Source organism: Ruegeria sp. BG3, from assembly GCF_056538485.1.
On sequence record NZ_JBQFTE010000007.1, the window covers coordinates 195,941 to 215,207 of the forward strand.

Sequence of the window (19,267 nt, forward strand, 5' to 3'; positions counted from 1 at the left end):
ACTATGGAAACCACCATCCTCTTTGCCCCGCTCGTGGGCGCTCTGATCTGCGGGTTCGGCTGGCGGTTCATCGGTGAGAAAGCCGCCATGTGGACCGCAACGGGTCTGCTGTTTCTGGCCTGTCTGCTGTCGTGGATCGTGTTCCTGGCTTTCGATGGTCAGACCCAACAGATCGAAATCCTGCGCTGGATCGAGAGCGGCTCGCTGTCGACAAGCTGGGCCATTCGTCTGGACCGTCTAACCGCGATCATGCTGATTGTGGTGACGACTGTCTCGGCGCTCGTGCACCTCTATTCCTTCGGCTACATGGATCACGACCCGCAATGGCGCGAGGGCGAAAGCTATAAGCCGCGCTTCTTTGCCTATCTCTCCTTCTTCACCTTCGCGATGCTGATGCTGGTGACAGCTGACAACCTTGTGCAGATGTTCTTCGGATGGGAGGGCGTGGGCGTCGCCTCATATCTGCTGATCGGTTTTTACTACCGTAAATCCAGTGCCAATGCGGCGGCCATGAAGGCGTTTATCGTCAACCGTGTCGGCGATTTTGGCTTTGCGCTGGGGATTTTCGCGATCTTCCTGCTGACGGACAGCATCAATTTCTCGGATATCTTTGCCTCGGCCCAAACCCTGTCGGAAACGCAGCTGCATTTCCTGTGGGGGGAGTGGAACGCGGTTGAGGTGATCTGCGTCCTTCTGTTCATCGGCGCGATGGGCAAATCGGCGCAGTTGATCCTGCACACATGGTTGCCCGACGCGATGGAAGGCCCGACACCCGTGTCGGCCCTGATCCACGCCGCGACGATGGTAACGGCGGGTGTCTTCCTCGTTTGCCGCATGTCGCCGCTGATGGAGTTCGCACCGGGGGCGACCGGGTTCATCACCTTCCTTGGGGCCTCGACCGCCTTCTTCGCGGCAACCGTGGGTCTGGTTCAAACCGACATCAAACGCGTCATCGCCTATTCGACCTGTTCGCAGCTGGGCTATATGTTCGTGGCCGCAGGCGTCGGCATGTACTCGGCGGCGATGTTCCACCTGCTGACTCACGCCTTCTTCAAGGCGCTGTTGTTCCTTGGCGCGGGATCGGTGATCCATGCGATGCACCATGAACAAGAGATGACCGAGTATGGTGGGTTGCGGAAGAAAATCCCCTATACGTTCTGGGCGATGATGATCGGTACGCTGGCCATTACCGGCGTGGGTATCCCGCTGACCACCTTCGGCTTTGCCGGGTTCCTGTCTAAGGACGCGATCATCGAAAGCGCCTTTGCTGGTGGTACAGGCTATGCCTTCTGGATGCTGGTGATCGCGGCTGTGTTCACCTCGTTCTACAGCTGGCGTCTGATTTTCCTGACCTTCTATGGCAAGCCGCGCGGTGACAAGCATACGCATGATCACGCCCATGAAAGCCCGAAGGTGATGCTGATCCCGCTGGGCGTTCTGTCGCTGGGCGCGGTTTTTGCCGGGATGATCTGGTACGGCAACTTCTTCGGTCACACCGACAAGGTTGGGAAGTTCTACGGGATTCCGGTGGCCGAGGCCCATGGTGAAACTCATGACGAGGCGACCCATGCCGAGCATGTCTCCGATGGCACCGCCGAAGAGCATCACGGTGACGATCATGCCGATGCCCACTCGGATGAGGCGCACGAGGATGACCATGGGGATGAGGCGCATGGCAAGAAGGACGGCCACGGAGATCATCACTACGTCTTCGCAGGCGAACCGGGTGAGGGCGCTTTGTATATCGCGCCGGACAATACCGTGCTGGATGACGCCCATGCCGTCCCGAAATGGGTTAAGGTCTCGCCTTTCGTGGCGATGCTGCTTGGGTTTGTCGTGGCCTACTGGTTCTACATCGTGAACACGTCGCTGCCCGCGCGTCTGGCGGCGAACCAGCGTCCGCTGTACCTGTTCCTGCTGAACAAATGGTACTTTGACGAGATTTATGACGCGATCTTCGTCAAACCCACTCTGGCCCTTGGCCGCCTCCTTTGGAAGCGCGGCGATGGCAACACAATTGATGGCTTCCTGAACGGAGTAGCAATGGGCGTTGTTCCCTTCTTCACCCGCCTCGCAGGCAAGGCGCAGACCGGGTACATCTTTACCTACGCCTTCTGGATGGTGCTGGGCATCGCGGCCCTTGTGACCTGGATGTCGATCGGCGGAGGGGCGCAGTAATGGACAATATCCTCTCGATCGTCACCTTCATCCCGGCCATTGCCGCGGGCATCTTGGCGCTGTTCCTGCACGGAAATGATGCGGCGGCGCAGCGGAATGCCAAATGGGTGGCGCTGTTGGCGACCACTGTGACCTTCCTTGTGTCGATTGGCATCTACACGGGCTTTGATCCTTCGAACACCGGCTTCCAGATGGTGGAAGAGGGCGAGTGGCTGATGGGTTTGAAATACAAGATGGGCGTAGACGGCATCAGCGTTCTGTTCGTATTGCTGACCACCTTCATCATGCCCCTGACCATTCTGGCCAGCTGGAACGTGACCGAACGGGTCAAGGAATACATGATCGCCTTCCTGCTGCTTGAAACGCTGATGCTGGGCGTGTTCATGGCGCTGGATCTGGTGCTGTTCTACCTGTTCTTCGAGGCAGGTCTAATCCCAATGTTCCTCATCATCGGCATTTGGGGCGGTAAGGACCGCATCTATGCCAGCTTCAAGTTCTTCCTCTATACCTTCCTCGGCTCAGTTCTGATGTTGGTGGCGATGGTCGCAATGTACGCAGACGCGGGTACCACAGATATTGAAGCGCTGATGAGCCATCAGTTCTCGTCCGAAAGCTTCAGTGTGATGGGCATTTATGTGGTCGGCGGGATGCAGACACTGATGTTTCTGGCTTTCTTTGCATCCTTCGCGGTGAAAATGCCGATGTGGCCAGTGCACACATGGCTTCCGGATGCGCACGTGCAGGCCCCGACGGCGGGCTCGGTTGTGCTGGCCGCGATCCTGTTGAAAATGGGTGGCTATGGCTTCCTGCGGTTCAGCCTACCGATGTTCCCGGTTGGCTCGGCGGTGATGACCGATCTGGTGCTGTGGATGTCAGCCATCGCCGTTGTCTACACCTCGCTGGTGGCACTGGTGCAGGAGGATATGAAGAAGTTGATCGCATACTCCTCGGTCGCGCATATGGGTTTCGTGACCATGGGCATCTTTGCGGCGAACCAGCAGGGTATTGATGGCGCGATCTTCCAGATGCTCAGCCACGGGTTTATCTCGGCGGCGTTGTTCCTGTGCGTCGGCGTGATCTACGACCGGATGCACACCCGCGATATCGACGCGTACGGAGGTCTGGTGATCCGGATGCCCGCCTATGCGCTGGTCTTCATGCTGTTCACCATGGCGAATGTCGGCCTGCCGGGTACCTCGGGCTTCATCGGCGAGTTCCTGACCCTGATGGGCGCATTCCAGGTCAACACCTGGGTAACCGCAGTGGCCGCGACCGGCGTGATATTCTCGGCAGGCTATGCGCTTTGGCTCTACCGTCGGGTCGTGTTCGGCGATCTGATCAAGGAAAGCCTCAAGGCGATGACCGACATGAGTTCGCGTGAGCGGCTGATCTTTGCGCCGCTCATCGTGATGACCATCCTGCTGGGCATCTATCCGTCGTTGGTGACCGATGTGATCGGGAATTCGACCGCCGCGCTGATTTCGAACTATGACACGGCTCTGGCCGCAGCTGAGGCTGCGACCCAGACGGCCGCTTCGCATTAAGGGAGCTTTGGAGACATGATCCAGGCTGATCTGACGATAATCCTGCCAGAGATCATTCTGGCCGTATATGCGATGGCTGCTCTGATCGGGGCCGTTTACACAAAGAAGGACGAGCTGGCTTCGGCATTGGTCTGGTCCACGGCAGGTCTAATGGCGCTTCTGGCGATTTGGATATCAAGCAACGGTGACGGGACCAACGTGGCGTTCAATGGAATGTTCGTGGATGACGGCTTTGCGCGGTTTTCCAAGGTTGCGATCTTACTTTCCGCCGCTACCGTTCTGGTCATGAGCCAGGACTACATGGCCCGCCGCAACCTGCTGCGGTTTGAATACCCTGTGCTGGTCGCATTGGCTGCGGTCGGGATGATGATGATGGTCAGTGCGGGCGATCTGATGTCGCTTTACATGGGGTTGGAGCTGCAGTCTCTGGCGCTCTATGTCGTGGCGGCGCTGCGGCGGGACAGTGCGAAATCTACTGAGGCCGGTCTGAAATACTTCGTTCTGGGTGCGCTTAGCTCGGGGCTGCTGCTCTATGGCGCGTCGTTGGTTTACGGGTTCACCGGCACCACGCTGTTCTCGGGCATCATCGCCACCGTTCAGGCCGGAGACGTCTCGATCGGTCTGCTCTTCGGTCTGATCTTCCTGATCTCGGGTCTGGCCTTCAAGGTTTCGGCCGTGCCCTTCCACATGTGGACCCCGGATGTGTACGAAGGGTCTCCGACCCCGATCACAGCCTTCTTTGCGACCGCTCCGAAAGTGGCTGCGATGGCGCTGTTCGCGCGCCTGCTGCATGACGCGTTTGGAGGCATCGTGAAGGATTGGCAGCAGGTGATCGTGTTGCTGTCGGTTCTGTCGATGCTGCTCGGCGCGGTTGCCGCCATTGGCCAGCGTGACATCAAACGTCTGATGGCGTTTTCCTCGATTGCCCATATGGGCTATGCGCTGATCGGTCTGGCTGCGGGAACCGAGCTGGGCGTGAAGGCCATGCTGATGTATCTGGCGATCTACGTGACGATGAACATCGGCACCTTCGCCTTCATCCTGATGATGGAGCGCGACGGCAAACCGGTCACCGACATCGACGCCTTGCGGCAGTATTCCAAGCGCGATCCGGGTAAGGCTCTGGCCGTTCTGATCCTGATGTTCAGCCTGGCGGGTGTGCCGCCCATGCTTGGGTTCTTTGCCAAGTTCGGCGTTTGGCAGGCGGGTGTCAGCGCGGGTCTGACCGGGTTGGTGATCGTGTCGGCAATCGCCTCGGTCATCGGTGCATTCTACTATCTGCGGATCGTCTTCTATATGTATTTCGGCGCCGAGAACGAAGAGCCCATCGAAACTCGCTCAAACCCTGTATTGTGGGTGGCCTTGATGGGATCGGCGGCTTTGATGCTGATCGGCGTGTTTTACCAGTTCGGTGTCGAGGGCGCAGCAGCAGCTGCCGCAGCCACGCTTGTCAATTGATGAAAGCCGCCAACACGATGCACCTGCTCAACCCCGCAAGCGGACCTTGTTGACATGAGCAACTGGCCCGACGGGTACGGCCTGCACATCTTGCAAGAGGTGGACAGCACGCTTAACGAAGCCGCGCGTCTTGCACCCACGGCGCAAGGCCCCGTGTGGATCATGGCGCATCACCAGACGGCAGCGCGCGGCAGGCGAGGGCGGGCTTGGGCCAATCCCAAGGGCAATTTGGCCTCGACCCTTCTGATGCGCCCTCAGGGCGATCCGGAGAGCGCGGCTCTGCGCAGCTTCGTAGCGGCCTTGGCCTTGTTCGATGCCTGCGTCGCCGTGACGGGCAGAGCGTCAGGTTTGTCGCTAAAATGGCCCAATGATGTGTTGCTGAACGGCGGCAAGCTCGCGGGGATATTGCTGGAAAGCACCGGGCAGGGGCGCGGAGTGTCACATCTGTCGATCGGGATCGGCGTCAATCTGACCGAAGCCCCCGGTGCAGACGCTGTTGAGCCGGGCGCGGTTCGCCCAGTCTCCTTGCTGTCGGAAACCGGCGCGCATGTCACGCCCGAGGATTTTCTGACTGAACTCGCCATCGCCTATGCCGGCTATGAAATCCAATTTGTCACTTACGGGTTTGAACCCATCCGCACAGCGTGGCTGGCCCGCGCAGCGCGGTTGGGTGAGGTCATTACCGCCCGTACCGCCACGTCGGAAACGGTTGGTACCTTCGAAACGGTAGACGCGGGGGGCAACCTTGTCCTAAACACCGCCAAAGGCCGTGTGAGCATTCCTGCGGCGGACGTGTTTTTCTGAAGGGGGCTCAGATGCTTCTGGCCATCGACTGCGGCAATACAAATACCGTTTTCTCGATCTGGGATGGTGAGACATTTCTGTGTACCCTGCGCACCTCGACCCATCATTCGCGCACGGCGGATGCCTATTTCACCTGGTATTCCACACTGGTGAAACACTACGGGATCGAGGCTGACATTACCGATGTTGTCATCGCCTCGACCGTGCCGCGCGTGGTTTTCAATCTGCGCATCTTTGCGGATCGGTTCTTTGGTTGCCGTCCGCTAGTTGTGGGTAAACCGGATTGCCTTTTGCCTGTCGCCCCACGCATTGACGAAGGCACGGTGCCGGGGCCTGATCGCCTCGCCAATGCAGTGGGGGCCTTTGACCGTCATGGCGGAGACGTTGTGGTTGTCGATTTCGGAACCGCGACCAACTTTGACGTCGTCGCCTCTGATGGGGCCTATGTCGGAGGCATCATCGCGCCGGGCGTGAACCTGAGCCTTGAGGCCCTGCACCAAGGGGCCGCTGCTCTGCCACATATCGACATAACCCGCCCGGACAAGGTGATTGGTACGAATACGGTTGGCTGTATCCAATCGGGCGTGTATTGGGGCTATTCCGGTCTGATTGAGGGGCTGATCGCCCGCATCAAGACCGAATACGGAATGCCGATGAAAGTCGTTGGAACCGGAGGGCTCGCACCCTTGTTCGATCAGGCCGACGTGGGGTTCGACGCAATCGAAGATGATCTGACGATGCACGGGCTGACCGTGATCCATCGCTATAACAAGGAAAATGGCTCGACATGAGCAGCGAAAGACTGATCTACCTGCCGCTGGGCGGGGCCGGTGAAATCGGCATGAATGCCTATGTGTATGGCTACGGCGCGCCGGGCAAGGAACGTCTGATCCTCGTTGATCTGGGTGTGACCTTCCCTGACATGGACACCACGCCGGGTGTGGACCTGATCCATGCCGATATCTCATGGCTACAGGAACGCGCCGACCGGCTAGAAGCGGTTTTTGTTACCCACGCGCACGAGGATCACGTGGGCGCCGTGGCGCAGTGTTATGAGGCGCTGGGGGCTCCGATCTATGCGCGCGCCTTCACCGCCAATATTGCCCGTCGGAAGATGGAAGAACACGGCCACCCTGAAGACGCCGTCCGCACTGTCTCCGCTTGGCCCGAGCAGGTCTCAGCCGGGCCCTTCACCGTTGGCTTCCTGCCGGTTTCGCACTCGATCCCCGAAAGCGCCGCGCTGGTGATCGACACGCCTGAAGGGCGGATTGTGCATTCGGGGGACTTCAAGCTGGACACAAACCCGGTGGTGGGCGAACCGTTTGATCCCGATCTCTGGGCCGATGTCGCCAAATCCGGTGTGAAGGCCCTGGTCTGTGACAGCACCAATGTGTTCTCAGGCCACCCCGGACGTTCGGAATCCGAGGTCGGCCCAGAGATCACCAAGCTTGTCGAAAGCGCCGAGGGTATGGTTGTGGCGACTACATTCGCCTCGAACGTCGCGCGGGTGAAGACCTTGGCTGAGGCTGGCCAAAGGGCCGGGCGCTCGGTCGTGTTGTTGGGTAGGGCCATGCGCCGGATGATCGAAGCTGCAACGGAAACCGGCATCCTGTCGGATTTCCCCAAAGTGATCAGCGCCGAAGAGGCCGTAGAGCTTCCGCGTCAGAACCTGATGCTGATTGTAACCGGTAGTCAGGGCGAGCGTCGCGCCGCCAGTGCGCAGTTGGCTCGTGGTAAATACCGCGGCATTGAGCTGAAAGAGGGCGACCTGTTCCTGTTCTCTTCGAAAACCATCCCTGGCAACGAGCGCGGGGTGATTTTCATCATCAACCAGCTCAGCGAAAAGGGTGTGGATGTGGTGGATGACAGCTCGGGCCTTTATCACGTTTCGGGCCATGCCAACCGGCCTGATCTTGAGAAAGTCCATGGGTTGATCGATCCCCAGATGGTGATCCCGATGCATGGCGAACATCGCCACCTGCGCGAACATGCCAAACTGGCTGAGGCCGGCGGACGCACGGGTATTCTGGCCGTCAACGGCACCATGCTGGACCTGACCGGCAATGCGCCTAAGGTTGTCGACTACGTTGAGACCGGGCGGACCTATCTGGATGGCACGGTCAAGGTCGGAGCGTTGGACGGAGTTGTGCGCGACCGTATCCGCATGGCGCTGAACGGCCATGTGACCGTGACCGTCATTCTGGATGAAGAGGACGAGGCTCTGGGTGAGCCATGGTGCGATACGATGGGCCTGCCGGAGATCGGAACCTCTCGCGCGGCGCTTGTTGAGGTGCTTGAGGAAGACCTGAACCAGTTTCTGATGCGGGCCGAGGTCAAGACCTTGCGCGACGATGACAAGCTTGAAGAGGCCATGCGCCGGATCGTGCGTCAGACGGCCAAAGCTGAGATCGGCAAAAAGCCTGAAGTCACGGTTGTGATCAGCCGCATGAAATAAGGTTGGGGTCAATCAACCTCGGGCATGGGATACCCCCTGAGCCTTTGGAACAGGCTGGCCTCATCATTGTTCAGAAAGAACGGGACAGAAGATGGCGGTGTCGGGTCGGTGACCCGAGCTGTGATTTCGGCCAGCACGACCTCGGTGATGAAGGGAAGGTCGAAGTCTCGAACCTCGTCCAGTTTGACCCATTGCAGGTGCGACAGCTCATCCGAGGCGCGGCTGAAATCGTCCAGATCGCCGTGAATCGCCTGTGCATCGACCAGAAAGAACCGCGCATCAAACCGTCTGGGCCGACCCGGAGGGGTAACGGCGCGGAACACGAACTGCAGCGCCTCGGCCGAGGGTTTGAAGCCCAAAGCCGCAAAGCTGGTCCAATCGGTCGGAGCATCGCCCTCCCATTCACCGGGTTGGCCAAGGACCATCCCGGTTTCCTCCCACAACTCTCGAATGGCTGCGACAGCAAGCGCCTGCTGTAGGTCAGCTTCGGCTTGCTCGGCCAAGCGATCATAGCAGAGTTGAGGCAGCGGGGCGGCTAGTGGGATGCTCGCATCCTCAGGGTCGACTGCGCCGCCGGGAAACACGAATTTGTTGGGCATGAACGCCGCTTTGGCCCCGCGTTGCCCCATTAGGATCGAAGGCGCGGTAAAACGGTCCCGCAATACGATGACGGTTGCTGCGTTGCGTATGGCGGTTTTGTCGACGCTCATGCTGGTGCCTGATGCGGTCACGCGGCTTTCTCGAACCCATGCATGCGCCGCGCCCATTGATAGGCTACGACCGCCCCTTTCAGGCGAGGCAGCAGGAACAGCGACAGCGCTATGCAGCCGACGGAAAACCCGATGGCCATGGTCCACGGGTCCGGTCGCCAATGCACGTATGACACGTGAAGCGCAGGGGCAAGCAGGTGTCCTACCAGCAGAATCGTCAGATAGGCGGGGCCGTCATCTGCGCGGTGGTGAAACAGCTCTTGCCCGCAATTTGCGCAGCTGTCGTTGACCTTCAGATAGCTGTGCAACAGCTTGCCTTCGCCACATTTCGGGCATTTGCAACGAAAGCCTTTGACCAAAGCAGGCCATGTTTCGCGCTCTTCTTCCACTGCGGGGGTGATCGTTTGATCCATGATAATGTAACTCGCGCATCTATCTTTGGCGGATAATGGGCCTGTTTGCCGGAATAGAAAAGGGGGGTGCGTCGCTTTGCATCGTTCGGTCCGGGCAAGCGTTCGTGACCCGCTGATCCTTCGGTAAACTTTTTTCGACGGAAACCCCCTGGTGCCGCGTTTGAATGGATATGAGCAGCGGCAATCAGGTCGCGCCAATATGGGGAAACCGATATGAAGAACACAAAATTCATCCCGGCCATCGTTCTGACTGCAGTGGCGATCACAGGTACATCGGCACTGGCAGCAGGCCCAAAGGATCGTGAGCCTGTTTCGTTTCAGGAACTGGACGCCAATGCGGACGGTCAGATCACGAAGGAAGAGATGCAGGCCCATCGCGCACAGCGCTTCACAAAGGCTGATACTAACGGCGATGGACAGTTGAGCGTCGAGGAGATGCAGGCTGCGGCCCAACAGAAGACCAATGATCGCGTGACCAAAATGTTCGAAAAGCATGACGCGAATGGCGATGGGGTTCTCAGCACCGATGAGTTGCCCAAACCGCGCCGGGCTGACAAGATGTTTGATCGGATCGACGCGGATAGCAGCGGCGGCATCTCGGAACAGGAATTTGCCGATGCAAAAGACAAGATGGGCAAGCATCAAAAAAAGCGCCAGAAATCGGACGCCGACGATAGCTGATGCGGGATGGAGGATCTGACCTCCCACCCTCAAGACGTTCGCGGTGCGAGTTGCACCGCGGACGACCTTGGTGACGATAAGTTGCTGAGGATGTTTGCCGATGGCGATGCCGGGGCGGCGCGGATCCTGACGGACCGGCTGGGCCCGCGTTGCTACTCGGTCTCTCTGCGCATGCTGGGGAATCGGGCCGAGGCCGAGGATGTGACACAGGATGCCATGATGCGGCTGTGGCAGATGGCTCCTAAGTGGGTGCCGGGCACGGCCAAAGTGTCAACCTGGCTCTATCGGGTGACGCTGAACCTGTGTCTGGACCGCAAGCGCAAAAAGACACCCGAGCAGTTGCCCGAAGAGGCTGAGCCGCCCGACAACGCGGCCAGCGTAGTTGAGAAAATGCAGGATACGGCGCGCCATGACGCGTTGCAGGTTGCGCTTATGCAATTGCCCGACCGACAGCGACAGGCCGTCGTGTTGAGGCATATTGAGGAACTGTCCAACCCCGAGATTGCCGGGGTCATGGGCCTATCGGTAGAAGCGGTCGAGAGCTTGACCGCACGTGGAAAGCGGGCTTTGTCGGCCATATTGGCCGGACGGCGGGAAGAACTGGGGTATGACGATGGCTGATGACGACATGGAACTGGAAAACCTGTTTGCTCAGGCGCGCAATGACCGACCCGAGTTGCCGGATGATCTTGCCGTGCGTATCCAGACAGACGCTGAGACCACTCGGCTAACGAGGTTGGCGAAACACACGCGCCCTGAACGGTCCCTGTGGTCACGCCTTCTGGACAATATCGGTGGATGGCAGGGCTTTAGCGGCTTGGCCGCTGCGAGCGTCACAGGGATTTTCATTGGGTTTTTTGCGCCTGCCGTTCTGCCGGATACGGTTGGCCTGTTCGGTGCAACGGATGGCAGCGTTCTGGCAACTGACCTTGGATTTGACACCAGTTTTCTGGAGAGTACGGAATGAGCACTGATCCAAAACCGAAACGTCGTTGGATGCCGATCGTTCTGACCCTCTCTCTGGCGTTCAACCTGTTGATTATCGGGGTAGCGGTCGGCAGCGTATTGCGGCTGAAGAACAGCGATCACGCCAAGGCACCGCCGGGCTTTGGGCCCGCATTGTACCGAGCCTTGCCGAAAGAGGATCGCAAAGCCTTGAGGGGAGAGCTATCCGGCCTGCACGGCAAAGGGGCCAAGGGGCGCTCGCAGGACTTCATGGTCGTGACTGAAGCGTTGCGGGCTGTTCCTTTTGATCCCGAAACCGTCACGCTCTTGCTGCAGCAGCAGGCGCAAGCGACGGCGGATTTGCAGGCCGCGCTGCAAGAGAAATGGTTGGTTCTGGTCACACAGATGAGCGACGAAGAGCGTCAGACCTATGCGACCCGTCTGGAAGAGGTGGTCAAACGCGGCCCGCGCGGTCATAAGAAAAAGCACTGAGGCGATCAGGCAGCGCTTTGCCTGATCTGCACTTGGTTGCGTCCGGCCTGTTTGGCAGCGTAGAGCGCTTTGTCTGCGGATTTGATCAACTGCTCGACAGGTTCGGCCTCGTCTTGTGAAAGGTAGGCCGGAGCAGACATTTTCAGACCCACACTTATGGTTACGGAAATCGGCGTGCGCTGATCGGGCAGCCGGAAAGGTACTGCACAGATCGCCTCGCACAGGGTGCTTGCCATCGTCAGCGCCTTGGCGCGTGAGATGTTGGGAACGGCGATCATGAATTCCTCTCCGCCGATGCGCGCGACGAATCCTGCCTTATCGACGACCTGTTGCATCCGTGCCGCCGCTTGAGTCAGCACGCAATCACCACTGGCGTGACCGTATTCGTCATTGATCGCCTTGAAATGATCCAGATCGGCCAGCATCAGGGCAAAACCCCGCCCGGTCTGTGCCGATTGTTGTGCAATCTGCTGGATGGCGCGCATGGCATAGCGGCGGTTCTGCAACCCGGTCAGAGGGTCGATCCAGGATTCGGCGATCCCTTTCTTCAGAGAATCCCGCATCCTGTCCATCCGGCTTTTGCGGGCAATCTGGTTGTCCAGCCGCAACACGATTTCTTCTGCACAGAACCCGCCGAGACAGACGGCATCTGCCCCCCGGTCCAGCGCTTCGGACGCGCGGGTGGCGTTGTTGTCATTCAGCACGCCGATCAGGACCGTATGACGCGTGGCGCCGCGCGATCTGAGGTCGGCTAGGATGTTCAGCGCGGATCGGTCTGCATCCAGCTCGACCACGATTGCGTCCGGGACAGGGCCAGAGAGCAAGGCCTGAAGATCCGATTGGTGGTGCGAGGACAGGGCGTAACGGGATTGCCCGGAAAGCGCCTTTTGCCAAAGCGCGCCGTTGCGCGGCGTTTGCGCCAATACCGCAACGCGGGCCCGTTTGGGGGCTGCAATGAGTGGGGTATCCGGCTCGGCCAAGCCCAGAGACTGAGGGTCCTCGCGCAATTGCAGGTCCTGCGTGTCGGCGCGCGCGCGCAAAAGGCTGCGGATACGGGCCAGCAGCAGTGTATCCTTGAACGGGTGGGTCAGAACATCATCCAGACCATCGGCCAAAGCCCGCAATCGAGCTTGCTTGTCATTCTGGGCGGTCAGCGCCACGACGGGCACGTCACCCAAGGCCGGATTTTTCGCAATCAGGCTTTTGACATCCGCCGCTGTGCCGTCGGGCAGCGTTTGCGCGGTTAGCACAAGATCTGGCCGCACACGCCGCAAGAGCGCGGCGAGGCCTGCCAATTTCTCACCTTGTACCACATGGTACCACGCCGCTGTCAGCTGGACCTTCAGCATGATGCGGTTTGTAGATACCCCATCTAAAACAAGGATGGTTCCCTGCACGGACATAGTTGCTCACCATTGATTGCATGCGTGAACAAAGTGTTTATGAGTCTGGTTAACAAACCCTTTCCAAGACAGGGGACTAAGGCCAGTTTATGTCGATTTCCGAAGATTCCGCCCAAACTCTTGCTCTGAATGCCCTCGGATGGTTGGTCGGGAATGAGGAGCTTTTGCCCATTTTCCTCGGCTCGACCGGTGCCGCAGCGAATGATCTGCGTAACAGGGCAGGTGAGCCGGTGTTTTTGGCCTCAGTTCTGGATTTCCTGATGCTTGACGATTCGTGGATCATGGCATTTTGTGACGCGGCGGCGGTGCCGTATGACCAACCCGCTCAGGCGCAAGCGGTGTTGTCGGGTGGTTCCGACGTTCACTGGACCTGACTCAGCAGGAGCTTTTCATGCCAATAGATGCGATCGTGTTCGACAAGGACGGCACGCTGTTTGACTTCGCAAACACCTGGGGCACGTTCGGACGGACCATGTTGTTGCGTCTGGCCGAGTATGACTCGGACCGTGCGGCGGAGCTGGGTCGGATCATCGGCTTCGACCTTGAGACCGAGACCTATTCTCCTGATAGCGTCGTGATTGCGGGAACCGTTGAGGAAATCGCAGAAGCCCTGTTGCCGCATGTCGATGGCATGCCGCGTGACGCCTTGATCGAGTTGATGAATGCTGAGGCCGCAGCCGCGCCGCAAGCTCAGGCGGTGCCTTTGGGGCCGTTCCTGGATGCGTTGAAACAGGCCGGCCTCAAGCTGGGGGTCGCCACAAATGACAGCGAGCACCCGGCGCTTCAGCACTTGGAGTCGGTGGGTGTCAAAGACCATTTCGACTTTATTGCCGGTTATGACAGTGGTCATGGGTTCAAACCCGGCCCAGGCCAATTGCTGGCCTTCGCCGCGCATATCGGCGTTGAGCCGGATCGCATCGCTATGGTTGGCGACAGCCTGCACGACCTGCAGGCCGGGCGGGCGGCAGGGATGACTACGATCGGAGTCCTCACCGGTCTCGCCAAAGCCGACGTTCTGGCGCCGATGGCGGATGTTGTCTTGCCCGACATAGGTCATATCCCGGCTTGGTTGGCGGACAACTAGAGCTGCAGAATCCGTTTCCGGCGGTTCAAAGCTTGTAAACGACAAAATCTGTCGCAGATGGAACGGCGTGCTACCGCTTTCCTAGGCTTGCTTGAAATCAGGCAACTGGCAGGGAGTCTAACATGGCCGGAACCAAATCGCGCAGACGTCGCAGCGGAGGGCGCGCTGGCGCTGCCGAGCGCAGAGGCAGTGCGGCTATTGATCAGATGCCGTGGAACCCACCGGTCAATATTGATGCACCGACCGAGCCTCTGGATCAGGGCGGGATCGAGGCAATCCACGACGGCGCCATGCGAATTCTCGAAGAGATCGGGGTCGAGTTCTATAACGAAGAAGCCATCGGCATCCTGCGTGAGGCGGGCTGTACGATAGACGGTGATAACGTGCGGATGGGCCGCGATTTCGTGATGGAGATGGTGGCAAAAGCCCCGAGCCGTTTCACGATCACGCCGCGCAATCCCGACCGGACGATCGAGATTGGTGGGCGGAACATCCTGTTCGGCAACGTCTCCTCCCCTCCGAACTACTGGGATATGGAGATCGGAACCAAAGTTCCCGGCAACCGCGAGATGTGCCGTAACCTGCTGAAGCTGACACAGTACTTTAACTGCATCCATTTTGCCGGCGGCTACCCGGTTGAGCCGGTCGATATTCACGCCAGCATCCGCCATCTGGATGTGCTCTATGACAAGCTGACCCTGACGGATAAGGCGATGCACGCCTATTCGCTGGGTAAAGAGCGGGTGGAAGACGTGATGGAGATGGTCCGCATCGCGGGCGGGTTGAGCCACGAAGAGTTCGAGGCCACGCCGCGGATGTATACCAACATCAACTCGACCTCGCCGCTGAAGCACGACCACCCGATGATCGACGGCTGCCTGCGTCTGGCGCGGCGCGGGCAAGCTATCGTTGTCACGCCATTTACCTTGGCCGGAGCGATGGCCCCTGTCACAATCGCTGGCGCGGTGGCGCAATCTCTGGCCGAAGCGCTCTGTGCTATCGCTCTGTTCCAATATGTGCGCCCGGGGATTCCCTGCGTGATTGGAACCTTTACCTCGAACGTGGATATGAAATCCGGGGCCCCGGCTTTCGGGACGCCAGAGTATATGCGGGCCACTCAGATGACGGGCCAGATGGCGCGCTTCTATGGTCTGCCGATGCGATCGTCAGGCGTCTGTGCGGCGAATGTGCCGGATGGGCAGTCGGTGTGGGAGACGTCAAACTCGCTCTGGGCGTCGGTGCAGTCGGGGACTAACATGGTCTATCACGCAGCGGGATGGCTTGAGGGCGGGCTGATTGCAAGCCCTGAAAAGTTCATCATGGATTGCGAAATCCTTCAGCAAATTCAAAGGTATATGAATCCTGATCTCACCGCGACCGGCCCGGATGAGATCGCCCTAGACGCGATCCGTGCGGTCGGGAATGACGGGCATTTCTTTGGCATTCAGCACACTCAGGACCGCTACACGACCGCCTTCTATCAACCGTTTCTGAGCGACTGGAAGAATTACGAAGGCTGGGAGATCGCAGGAGGTATTTGGACCGCGGAACGCGCGCATCACATGTTCAAAGAGATCATCGGAAGCTTTGAGGCCCCGGCTCTGGACGAGGGTATTCGCGAGGAGTTGGCCGAGTTCGTCACCCGCCGTAAAGCCGAAGGCGGGGCACCGACGGATTTTTGATATCGCTATGATACTAAGAGGTCTTTCCGCTGATCAGCAGCGGTTCTTGGCTATTTGTTAAGGATTGTCAGGCCACAGTACGGGTGCAACCAATCTGAGGCATCTGATGCATGGTCTGATCAATCGGGCGATACAGTCGTTTGTATGCGCAACCTACGGGCGGCCGTGTTGGCAGCGCATAACAGAGTCGGCCGGATTGGGATTTTCCGAGTTTGAGGCCATGTTGACCTACGATGACGCGATCACGGCCCCTCTGCTGGATGCGCTCAGTACCGTGCTCGCCCGACCGCGACCCGAGATTCTGGAAGACGTAGGAACCTATCTGGTTTCGCATCCCAATACCGAAGGACTGCGCCGCCTTTTGCGGTTTGGCGGCGTGACCTATGTAGAATTCCTCCATTCCCTTGATGATCTGGCGGATCGGGTGCGGCTGGCTGTGTCCGACCTGTCTCTTCCGGCCCTCGAATTGCAAGAGCTTTCGCAGACCGAATTTCAGCTCATCTGTGGGCCCGGGCTGCCCGGTTATGCTAGCGCAATGGTTGGTGTTTTGCGTGCGATGGCAGATGATTACGGTGCTTTAGTGATGCTTTCGCATGAAGGTCAGCAGGGCGAGGCTGAGGTGATCTCGATCCTGCTTGTCGAAAGCGCATTTGCGGAGGGACGGCAATTCGATCTGGGGGCGCGGGGCGCATGACGCGGATGGATGATCTGGCAGAACTGCTGAAAACCCTGTGCCCAATGTTTCTGCTGGTCGACCAGGACGGTCACATCCTGCGTGTCGGTCCGACATTGCAGAAGTTACGCCCGGACTGCGTCATGGAGGGGCGGTGTTTTCTGGATATTTTTGAGATGGTTCGCCCTCGCACGGTGAAAACTCTACCGGCGCTTATGGCTATGGCCGGGGCGAACCTGAATCTGCGATTTCATGATGAGCCGCGCACGGCCCTTAAGGGTCTGGTCGCACCGCTTCCGGGCGGGGAAGGGGCGGTTGTCAACCTGTCCTTCGGTATCTCGATCCTCGACGCGGTACGCGACTACGCCCTGACAAGCGCTGATTTTTCCGGCACTGATCTGGCGATCGAACTTCTCTATCTGGTTGAGGCGAAATCGGCCGCGATGGATGCGTCGCGGTCGCTGAACCTCAGGCTACAGGGCGCAATGCTCGCAGCCGAAGAGCAAGCTTATACCGACACCCTGACCGGAGTGAAAAACCGTCGCGCGATGGACAGCCTTCTAGGACAGATGATCGCGTCTAATGCGCCATTTGCGGTGATGCATATAGATTTGGATTTCTTCAAATCCGTGAATGACCGGCTGGGGCACGCTGCGGGTGATTTCGTCCTGCAACAGGCCGCCGGGATCATGATCGAAGAGACCCGAGACGACGACACGGTGGCACGAATCGGTGGGGATGAGTTCGTCATCGTTTTCCAAGGCCTGTCCAACACGGACAGGCTTTCGGCGATCGCAGACCGGTTGATCGAAAGACTGAACCAACCGATGAGGTTTCAGGACAAGGATTGCCGTATCTCCGCAAGTATCGGCACCGCCTTGTCAACGCATTTTGACAATCCGAGGGCCGAAGATGTTCTGCAGGCCTCGGACCTCGCGCTGTATCAAGCCAAGCGAGAGGGGAGATCGTGTCACCGCCTGTATTCTACGCTGCTCAAGGCGCAATCCTGAAATTAGGCCGTGGAAAACGCCGCTTGCAGAGCGCTCGCGATTTGGCGTTGTATCGGGGGCAATTCGCCTATCACCGGCAGAACAGTGCCTCGGAAATGCGCCTTGTCCAGCTCTTCTGGGACATCTTCCAGCACGTGACCTCCGCGACAGGCGAAGAACGGCAGGCAGATTGACTGCTCTGATGCACCATTGGCGGCATCGGAAATCGACGGAGGTTCCTCGACAAATCCGACGCGGATCGAGCGGAACGTCGTTTTCCGCGACAGTTGCTCGGCAAATTCATTTGCTACAGCCGAGGGGTTTCTACTGCGGCCTGAGCCGTGCGCGGCGATGATCAGATCGGAAGCAGCCGCGCTCCAGTCGTTTTCCTTCAGGGCCGATTTTAACACGTCGCTGACAAGATCGGGAAGCATGGGGTCGGTGCCCAACGGGTCCAGAATTCGCAAGTTGCGATCCCCGATACGTTTGGGTAAGGCGCTGGTAACAAACCAGCCCTTGGCCATGAACAGGGGGTAAATCACCGCGTCGTGTGGCAGGCTGTCCATCACCTCTTCAAGCGCGCCGGGATTTGCAAGTGTTGCAGAATGGACCGACACTTCGGCCGCGAGGGCGTTCACGTCTGCGGCGAACGTGGCCAGCGATGCCTCAGCTGGTTCCGGATCTGAGGGCTGACCATGGGCAACGATGATGGCGTGCGGCATTCCGTACTCCTGTTCCTGAGCGGTAAGTGTGTCGCCGGTTCTCTATGTCAAGGCGCGTGTTAGCCCAAAAGTGTCAGCCAAAGCCAGACGGTTAGGATTGAGGTGGCGGTTCCGATCAGCACAGAAGAGGCCGCGACCCGTTTGGCGCGCCCGTACATGTTGGCGAAAATATAGGCGTTGAAACCTGGGGCCATCGCTGCGTTCAGCACTCCGGAGCGGAACAGGTCTTGCGGCAGCCCTGTGGATGTTCCGAACAGCCACACGAGGCTTGGGTGCAACATCAGAGAAATCCCGCAAACATAGGCGATCGTGCGCAGATCCCCTTCGGGTTTGTATTTCACAAGCACGCCACCCAGCGCGAACAACGCGCCGGGCAAGGCGGCACGAGTCACGAGTTCCAGCGCCTCATCCACCACTTGTGGAATGACCAGCCCGGACAGATTGACGACAAAGCCAAGCGCGATACCAAGGATCAACGCGTTCTTGAACATCGCAGAGAGAACCGAGCGCACCATTTTTGTGCCACCATGGCCGCGATTGCGCACGATCTCCATCACAGTGATCCCGACACCGTAGCAGAACGGTGAGTGGAAGGCGATGATGGCGTAATTGCCCGTCAGGCTTTCTGGGCCATAGGCGCGTTCGGTAATAGGCAGGCCCAGAAGGACCGAGTTCGAAAACAGGCAGCAAAAGCCGATGGCGACGCAGTCTTCCCAATCACGACCAAAGATCAGCCGTGCCCCGAACAGTCCCGCAGTAAAACAAAGTCCGGCTGCGGAATAGAAACTGGCCAGAAGCCGAGGGTCGAAACTGGCGCTCAGATCCAGATGGGCGATAGCCAGAAACAGAAGGCAGGGAATGGCAAAGCCCTGCGTGAAGCGCATCAACCCGTCGACATGCGCCTCTTTGAAATAGCCTGATCGTGTCGCCGCATAGCCTGCGCCAATCACCAGAAAGACCGGTAGGATGACGTCAATCAGACTTTGAAGCATATCGCCCCCGGTTTTGGCGATATGTGTGCCGCAATAGGCAGG

The 19,267-nt window shown here is 58.8% G+C and carries 20 protein-coding genes; 15 read left to right on the plus strand and 5 right to left on the minus strand.

The features are described 5' to 3' along the window. Positions 1 to 3 precede the first annotated feature (3 nt). The 6 genes from nuoL to ACR0AI_RS12880 are packed head-to-tail and all read left to right on the plus strand — an operon-like array spanning position 4 to position 8,439. The gene (gene nuoL / locus ACR0AI_RS12855; protein WP_480674390.1) at positions 4 to 2,178 is read left to right on the plus strand and encodes an NADH-quinone oxidoreductase subunit L; all 2,175 of its coding nucleotides are present in this window, start codon (positions 4 to 6) and stop codon (positions 2,176 to 2,178) included. Then, the gene (locus ACR0AI_RS12860) at positions 2,178 to 3,722 is read left to right on the plus strand and encodes an NADH-quinone oxidoreductase subunit M (protein ID WP_480674388.1); all 1,545 of its coding nucleotides are present in this window, start codon (positions 2,178 to 2,180) and stop codon (positions 3,720 to 3,722) included. Before nuoL ends, ACR0AI_RS12860 begins: the two co-directional genes overlap by 1 nt. 15 nt (positions 3,723 to 3,737) lie before the next feature. Next, complete coding sequence (gene nuoN, locus ACR0AI_RS12865) at positions 3,738 to 5,180, plus strand: NADH-quinone oxidoreductase subunit NuoN (RefSeq protein ID WP_480674386.1); 1,443 nt, start codon at positions 3,738 to 3,740, stop codon at positions 5,178 to 5,180. A 54-nt stretch (positions 5,181 to 5,234) separates the two neighbouring features. After that, the gene (locus ACR0AI_RS12870; protein WP_480674384.1) at positions 5,235 to 5,984 is read left to right on the plus strand and encodes a biotin--[acetyl-CoA-carboxylase] ligase; all 750 of its coding nucleotides are present in this window, start codon (positions 5,235 to 5,237) and stop codon (positions 5,982 to 5,984) included. Positions 5,985 to 5,995: 11 nt separating this feature from the next. Continuing rightward, entirely contained in the window at positions 5,996 to 6,775 is a 780-nt protein-coding gene (locus ACR0AI_RS12875; protein WP_170691965.1) for a type III pantothenate kinase, read from the plus strand. Continuing rightward, positions 6,772 to 8,439 (plus strand): ribonuclease J, encoded by a 1,668-nt coding sequence (locus ACR0AI_RS12880; RefSeq protein ID WP_480674382.1) that lies wholly within the window; start codon positions 6,772 to 6,774, stop codon positions 8,437 to 8,439. The genes ACR0AI_RS12875 and ACR0AI_RS12880 overlap by 4 nt, the downstream gene beginning before the upstream one ends. Positions 8,440 to 8,447: 8 nt before the next feature. On the opposite strand, the gene ACR0AI_RS12885 is transcribed toward ACR0AI_RS12880, so the two are convergent. Next, positions 8,448 to 9,149 carry an NUDIX hydrolase gene (locus tag ACR0AI_RS12885; protein ID WP_480674380.1) on the minus strand — a complete coding sequence of 234 codons (702 nt, stop codon included), beginning with the start codon at positions 9,147 to 9,149 and terminating at the stop codon, positions 8,448 to 8,450. Positions 9,150 to 9,166: 17 nt separating this feature from the next. Continuing rightward, on the minus strand, positions 9,167 to 9,562 hold the full coding sequence (locus ACR0AI_RS12890; RefSeq protein WP_170375165.1) for a DUF983 domain-containing protein: 396 nt from the start codon (positions 9,560 to 9,562) through the stop codon (positions 9,167 to 9,169). 213 nt (positions 9,563 to 9,775) lie between these two features. Here ACR0AI_RS12890 and ACR0AI_RS12895 point away from each other — a divergent pair, with 213 nt between their 5' ends. Genes ACR0AI_RS12895 through ACR0AI_RS12910 form a run of 4 tightly spaced genes read left to right on the plus strand, consistent with a single transcriptional unit; the run spans position 9,776 to position 11,680 of the window. Then, the gene (locus tag ACR0AI_RS12895) at positions 9,776 to 10,243 is read left to right on the plus strand and encodes an EF-hand domain-containing protein (protein ID WP_480674377.1); all 468 of its coding nucleotides are present in this window, start codon (positions 9,776 to 9,778) and stop codon (positions 10,241 to 10,243) included. Between the two features lie 6 nt (positions 10,244 to 10,249). Next, positions 10,250 to 10,864, plus strand: coding sequence for an RNA polymerase sigma factor (locus tag ACR0AI_RS12900; RefSeq protein ID WP_480674375.1), 615 nt, complete (start codon positions 10,250 to 10,252; stop codon positions 10,862 to 10,864). Continuing rightward, entirely contained in the window at positions 10,857 to 11,210 is a 354-nt protein-coding gene (locus ACR0AI_RS12905) for a hypothetical protein (RefSeq protein WP_480674373.1), read from the plus strand. The genes ACR0AI_RS12900 and ACR0AI_RS12905 overlap by 8 nt, the downstream gene beginning before the upstream one ends. Continuing rightward, positions 11,207 to 11,680 carry a periplasmic heavy metal sensor gene (locus ACR0AI_RS12910; RefSeq protein ID WP_480674371.1) on the plus strand — a complete coding sequence of 158 codons (474 nt, stop codon included), beginning with the start codon at positions 11,207 to 11,209 and terminating at the stop codon, positions 11,678 to 11,680. Before ACR0AI_RS12905 ends, ACR0AI_RS12910 begins: the two co-directional genes overlap by 4 nt. A gap of 5 nt (positions 11,681 to 11,685) precedes the next feature. On the opposite strand, the gene ACR0AI_RS12915 is transcribed toward ACR0AI_RS12910, so the two are convergent. Then, positions 11,686 to 13,083 (minus strand): diguanylate cyclase, encoded by a 1,398-nt coding sequence (locus tag ACR0AI_RS12915; RefSeq protein WP_480674369.1) that lies wholly within the window; start codon positions 13,081 to 13,083, stop codon positions 11,686 to 11,688. Between the two features lie 89 nt (positions 13,084 to 13,172). Between ACR0AI_RS12915 and ACR0AI_RS12920 the strand changes: the two genes are divergently transcribed. From ACR0AI_RS12920 to ACR0AI_RS12940, 5 genes are all read left to right on the plus strand, one after another. After that, positions 13,173 to 13,457, plus strand: a complete 285-nt coding sequence (locus ACR0AI_RS12920; RefSeq protein ID WP_480674367.1) for a DUF3572 domain-containing protein — start codon at positions 13,173 to 13,175, stop codon at positions 13,455 to 13,457. 17 nt (positions 13,458 to 13,474) lie between these two features. Continuing rightward, on the plus strand, positions 13,475 to 14,167 hold the full coding sequence (locus ACR0AI_RS12925; RefSeq protein WP_480674365.1) for an HAD family hydrolase: 693 nt from the start codon (positions 13,475 to 13,477) through the stop codon (positions 14,165 to 14,167). 122 nt (positions 14,168 to 14,289) lie between these two features. After that, positions 14,290 to 15,849 carry a trimethylamine methyltransferase family protein gene (locus tag ACR0AI_RS12930; protein ID WP_170691982.1) on the plus strand — a complete coding sequence of 520 codons (1,560 nt, stop codon included), beginning with the start codon at positions 14,290 to 14,292 and terminating at the stop codon, positions 15,847 to 15,849. A 106-nt stretch (positions 15,850 to 15,955) separates the two neighbouring features. Further along, complete coding sequence (locus ACR0AI_RS12935; RefSeq protein ID WP_480674363.1) at positions 15,956 to 16,543, plus strand: heme NO-binding domain-containing protein; 588 nt, start codon at positions 15,956 to 15,958, stop codon at positions 16,541 to 16,543. Further along, on the plus strand, positions 16,540 to 17,532 hold the full coding sequence (locus ACR0AI_RS12940; RefSeq protein WP_480674361.1) for a diguanylate cyclase domain-containing protein: 993 nt from the start codon (positions 16,540 to 16,542) through the stop codon (positions 17,530 to 17,532). Before ACR0AI_RS12935 ends, ACR0AI_RS12940 begins: the two co-directional genes overlap by 4 nt. Before the next feature lie 2 nt (positions 17,533 to 17,534). Here the strand turns inward: ACR0AI_RS12940 and ACR0AI_RS12945 are convergent, their stop codons facing one another. Continuing rightward, the gene (locus ACR0AI_RS12945; RefSeq protein ID WP_480674359.1) at positions 17,535 to 18,233 is read right to left on the minus strand and encodes a CbiX/SirB N-terminal domain-containing protein; all 699 of its coding nucleotides are present in this window, start codon (positions 18,231 to 18,233) and stop codon (positions 17,535 to 17,537) included. Between the two features lie 59 nt (positions 18,234 to 18,292). Further along, positions 18,293 to 19,225: an AEC family transporter gene (locus ACR0AI_RS12950; protein ID WP_170467836.1), complete on the minus strand. Its 933-nt coding sequence runs from the start codon at positions 19,223 to 19,225 to the stop codon at positions 18,293 to 18,295. Positions 19,226 to 19,267 lie beyond the last annotated feature (42 nt).

What these genes read in the sequence shown, in the direction of transcription:
- ACR0AI_RS12925 (WP_480674365.1), top strand. Translation starts at nt 13,475, where the DNA reads ATGCCAATAGATGCGATCGTGTTCGACAAGGACGGCACGCTGTTTGAC.
- nuoN (WP_480674386.1), top strand. Translation starts at nt 3,738, where the DNA reads ATGATCCAGGCTGATCTGACGATAATCCTGCCAGAGATCATTCTGGCC.
- ACR0AI_RS12900 (WP_480674375.1), top strand. Translation starts at nt 10,250, where the DNA reads ATGGAGGATCTGACCTCCCACCCTCAAGACGTTCGCGGTGCGAGTTGC.
- ACR0AI_RS12890 (WP_170375165.1), bottom strand. Translation starts at nt 9,562, where the DNA reads ATGGATCAAACGATCACCCCCGCAGTGGAAGAAGAGCGCGAAACATGG.
- ACR0AI_RS12905 (WP_480674373.1), top strand. Translation starts at nt 10,857, where the DNA reads ATGGCTGATGACGACATGGAACTGGAAAACCTGTTTGCTCAGGCGCGC.
- nuoL (WP_480674390.1), top strand. Translation starts at nt 4, where the DNA reads ATGGAAACCACCATCCTCTTTGCCCCGCTCGTGGGCGCTCTGATCTGC.
- ACR0AI_RS12935 (WP_480674363.1), top strand. Translation starts at nt 15,956, where the DNA reads ATGCATGGTCTGATCAATCGGGCGATACAGTCGTTTGTATGCGCAACC.
- ACR0AI_RS12940 (WP_480674361.1), top strand. Translation starts at nt 16,540, where the DNA reads ATGACGCGGATGGATGATCTGGCAGAACTGCTGAAAACCCTGTGCCCA.
- ACR0AI_RS12930 (WP_170691982.1), top strand. Translation starts at nt 14,290, where the DNA reads ATGGCCGGAACCAAATCGCGCAGACGTCGCAGCGGAGGGCGCGCTGGC.
- ACR0AI_RS12880 (WP_480674382.1), top strand. Translation starts at nt 6,772, where the DNA reads ATGAGCAGCGAAAGACTGATCTACCTGCCGCTGGGCGGGGCCGGTGAA.
- ACR0AI_RS12910 (WP_480674371.1), top strand. Translation starts at nt 11,207, where the DNA reads ATGAGCACTGATCCAAAACCGAAACGTCGTTGGATGCCGATCGTTCTG.
- ACR0AI_RS12860 (WP_480674388.1), top strand. Translation starts at nt 2,178, where the DNA reads ATGGACAATATCCTCTCGATCGTCACCTTCATCCCGGCCATTGCCGCG.
- ACR0AI_RS12920 (WP_480674367.1), top strand. Translation starts at nt 13,173, where the DNA reads ATGTCGATTTCCGAAGATTCCGCCCAAACTCTTGCTCTGAATGCCCTC.
- ACR0AI_RS12870 (WP_480674384.1), top strand. Translation starts at nt 5,235, where the DNA reads ATGAGCAACTGGCCCGACGGGTACGGCCTGCACATCTTGCAAGAGGTG.
- ACR0AI_RS12915 (WP_480674369.1), bottom strand. Translation starts at nt 13,083, where the DNA reads ATGTCCGTGCAGGGAACCATCCTTGTTTTAGATGGGGTATCTACAAAC.
- ACR0AI_RS12895 (WP_480674377.1), top strand. Translation starts at nt 9,776, where the DNA reads ATGAAGAACACAAAATTCATCCCGGCCATCGTTCTGACTGCAGTGGCG.
- ACR0AI_RS12945 (WP_480674359.1), bottom strand. Translation starts at nt 18,233, where the DNA reads ATGCCGCACGCCATCATCGTTGCCCATGGTCAGCCCTCAGATCCGGAA.
- ACR0AI_RS12875 (WP_170691965.1), top strand. Translation starts at nt 5,996, where the DNA reads ATGCTTCTGGCCATCGACTGCGGCAATACAAATACCGTTTTCTCGATC.
- ACR0AI_RS12950 (WP_170467836.1), bottom strand. Translation starts at nt 19,225, where the DNA reads ATGCTTCAAAGTCTGATTGACGTCATCCTACCGGTCTTTCTGGTGATT.
- ACR0AI_RS12885 (WP_480674380.1), bottom strand. Translation starts at nt 9,149, where the DNA reads ATGAGCGTCGACAAAACCGCCATACGCAACGCAGCAACCGTCATCGTA.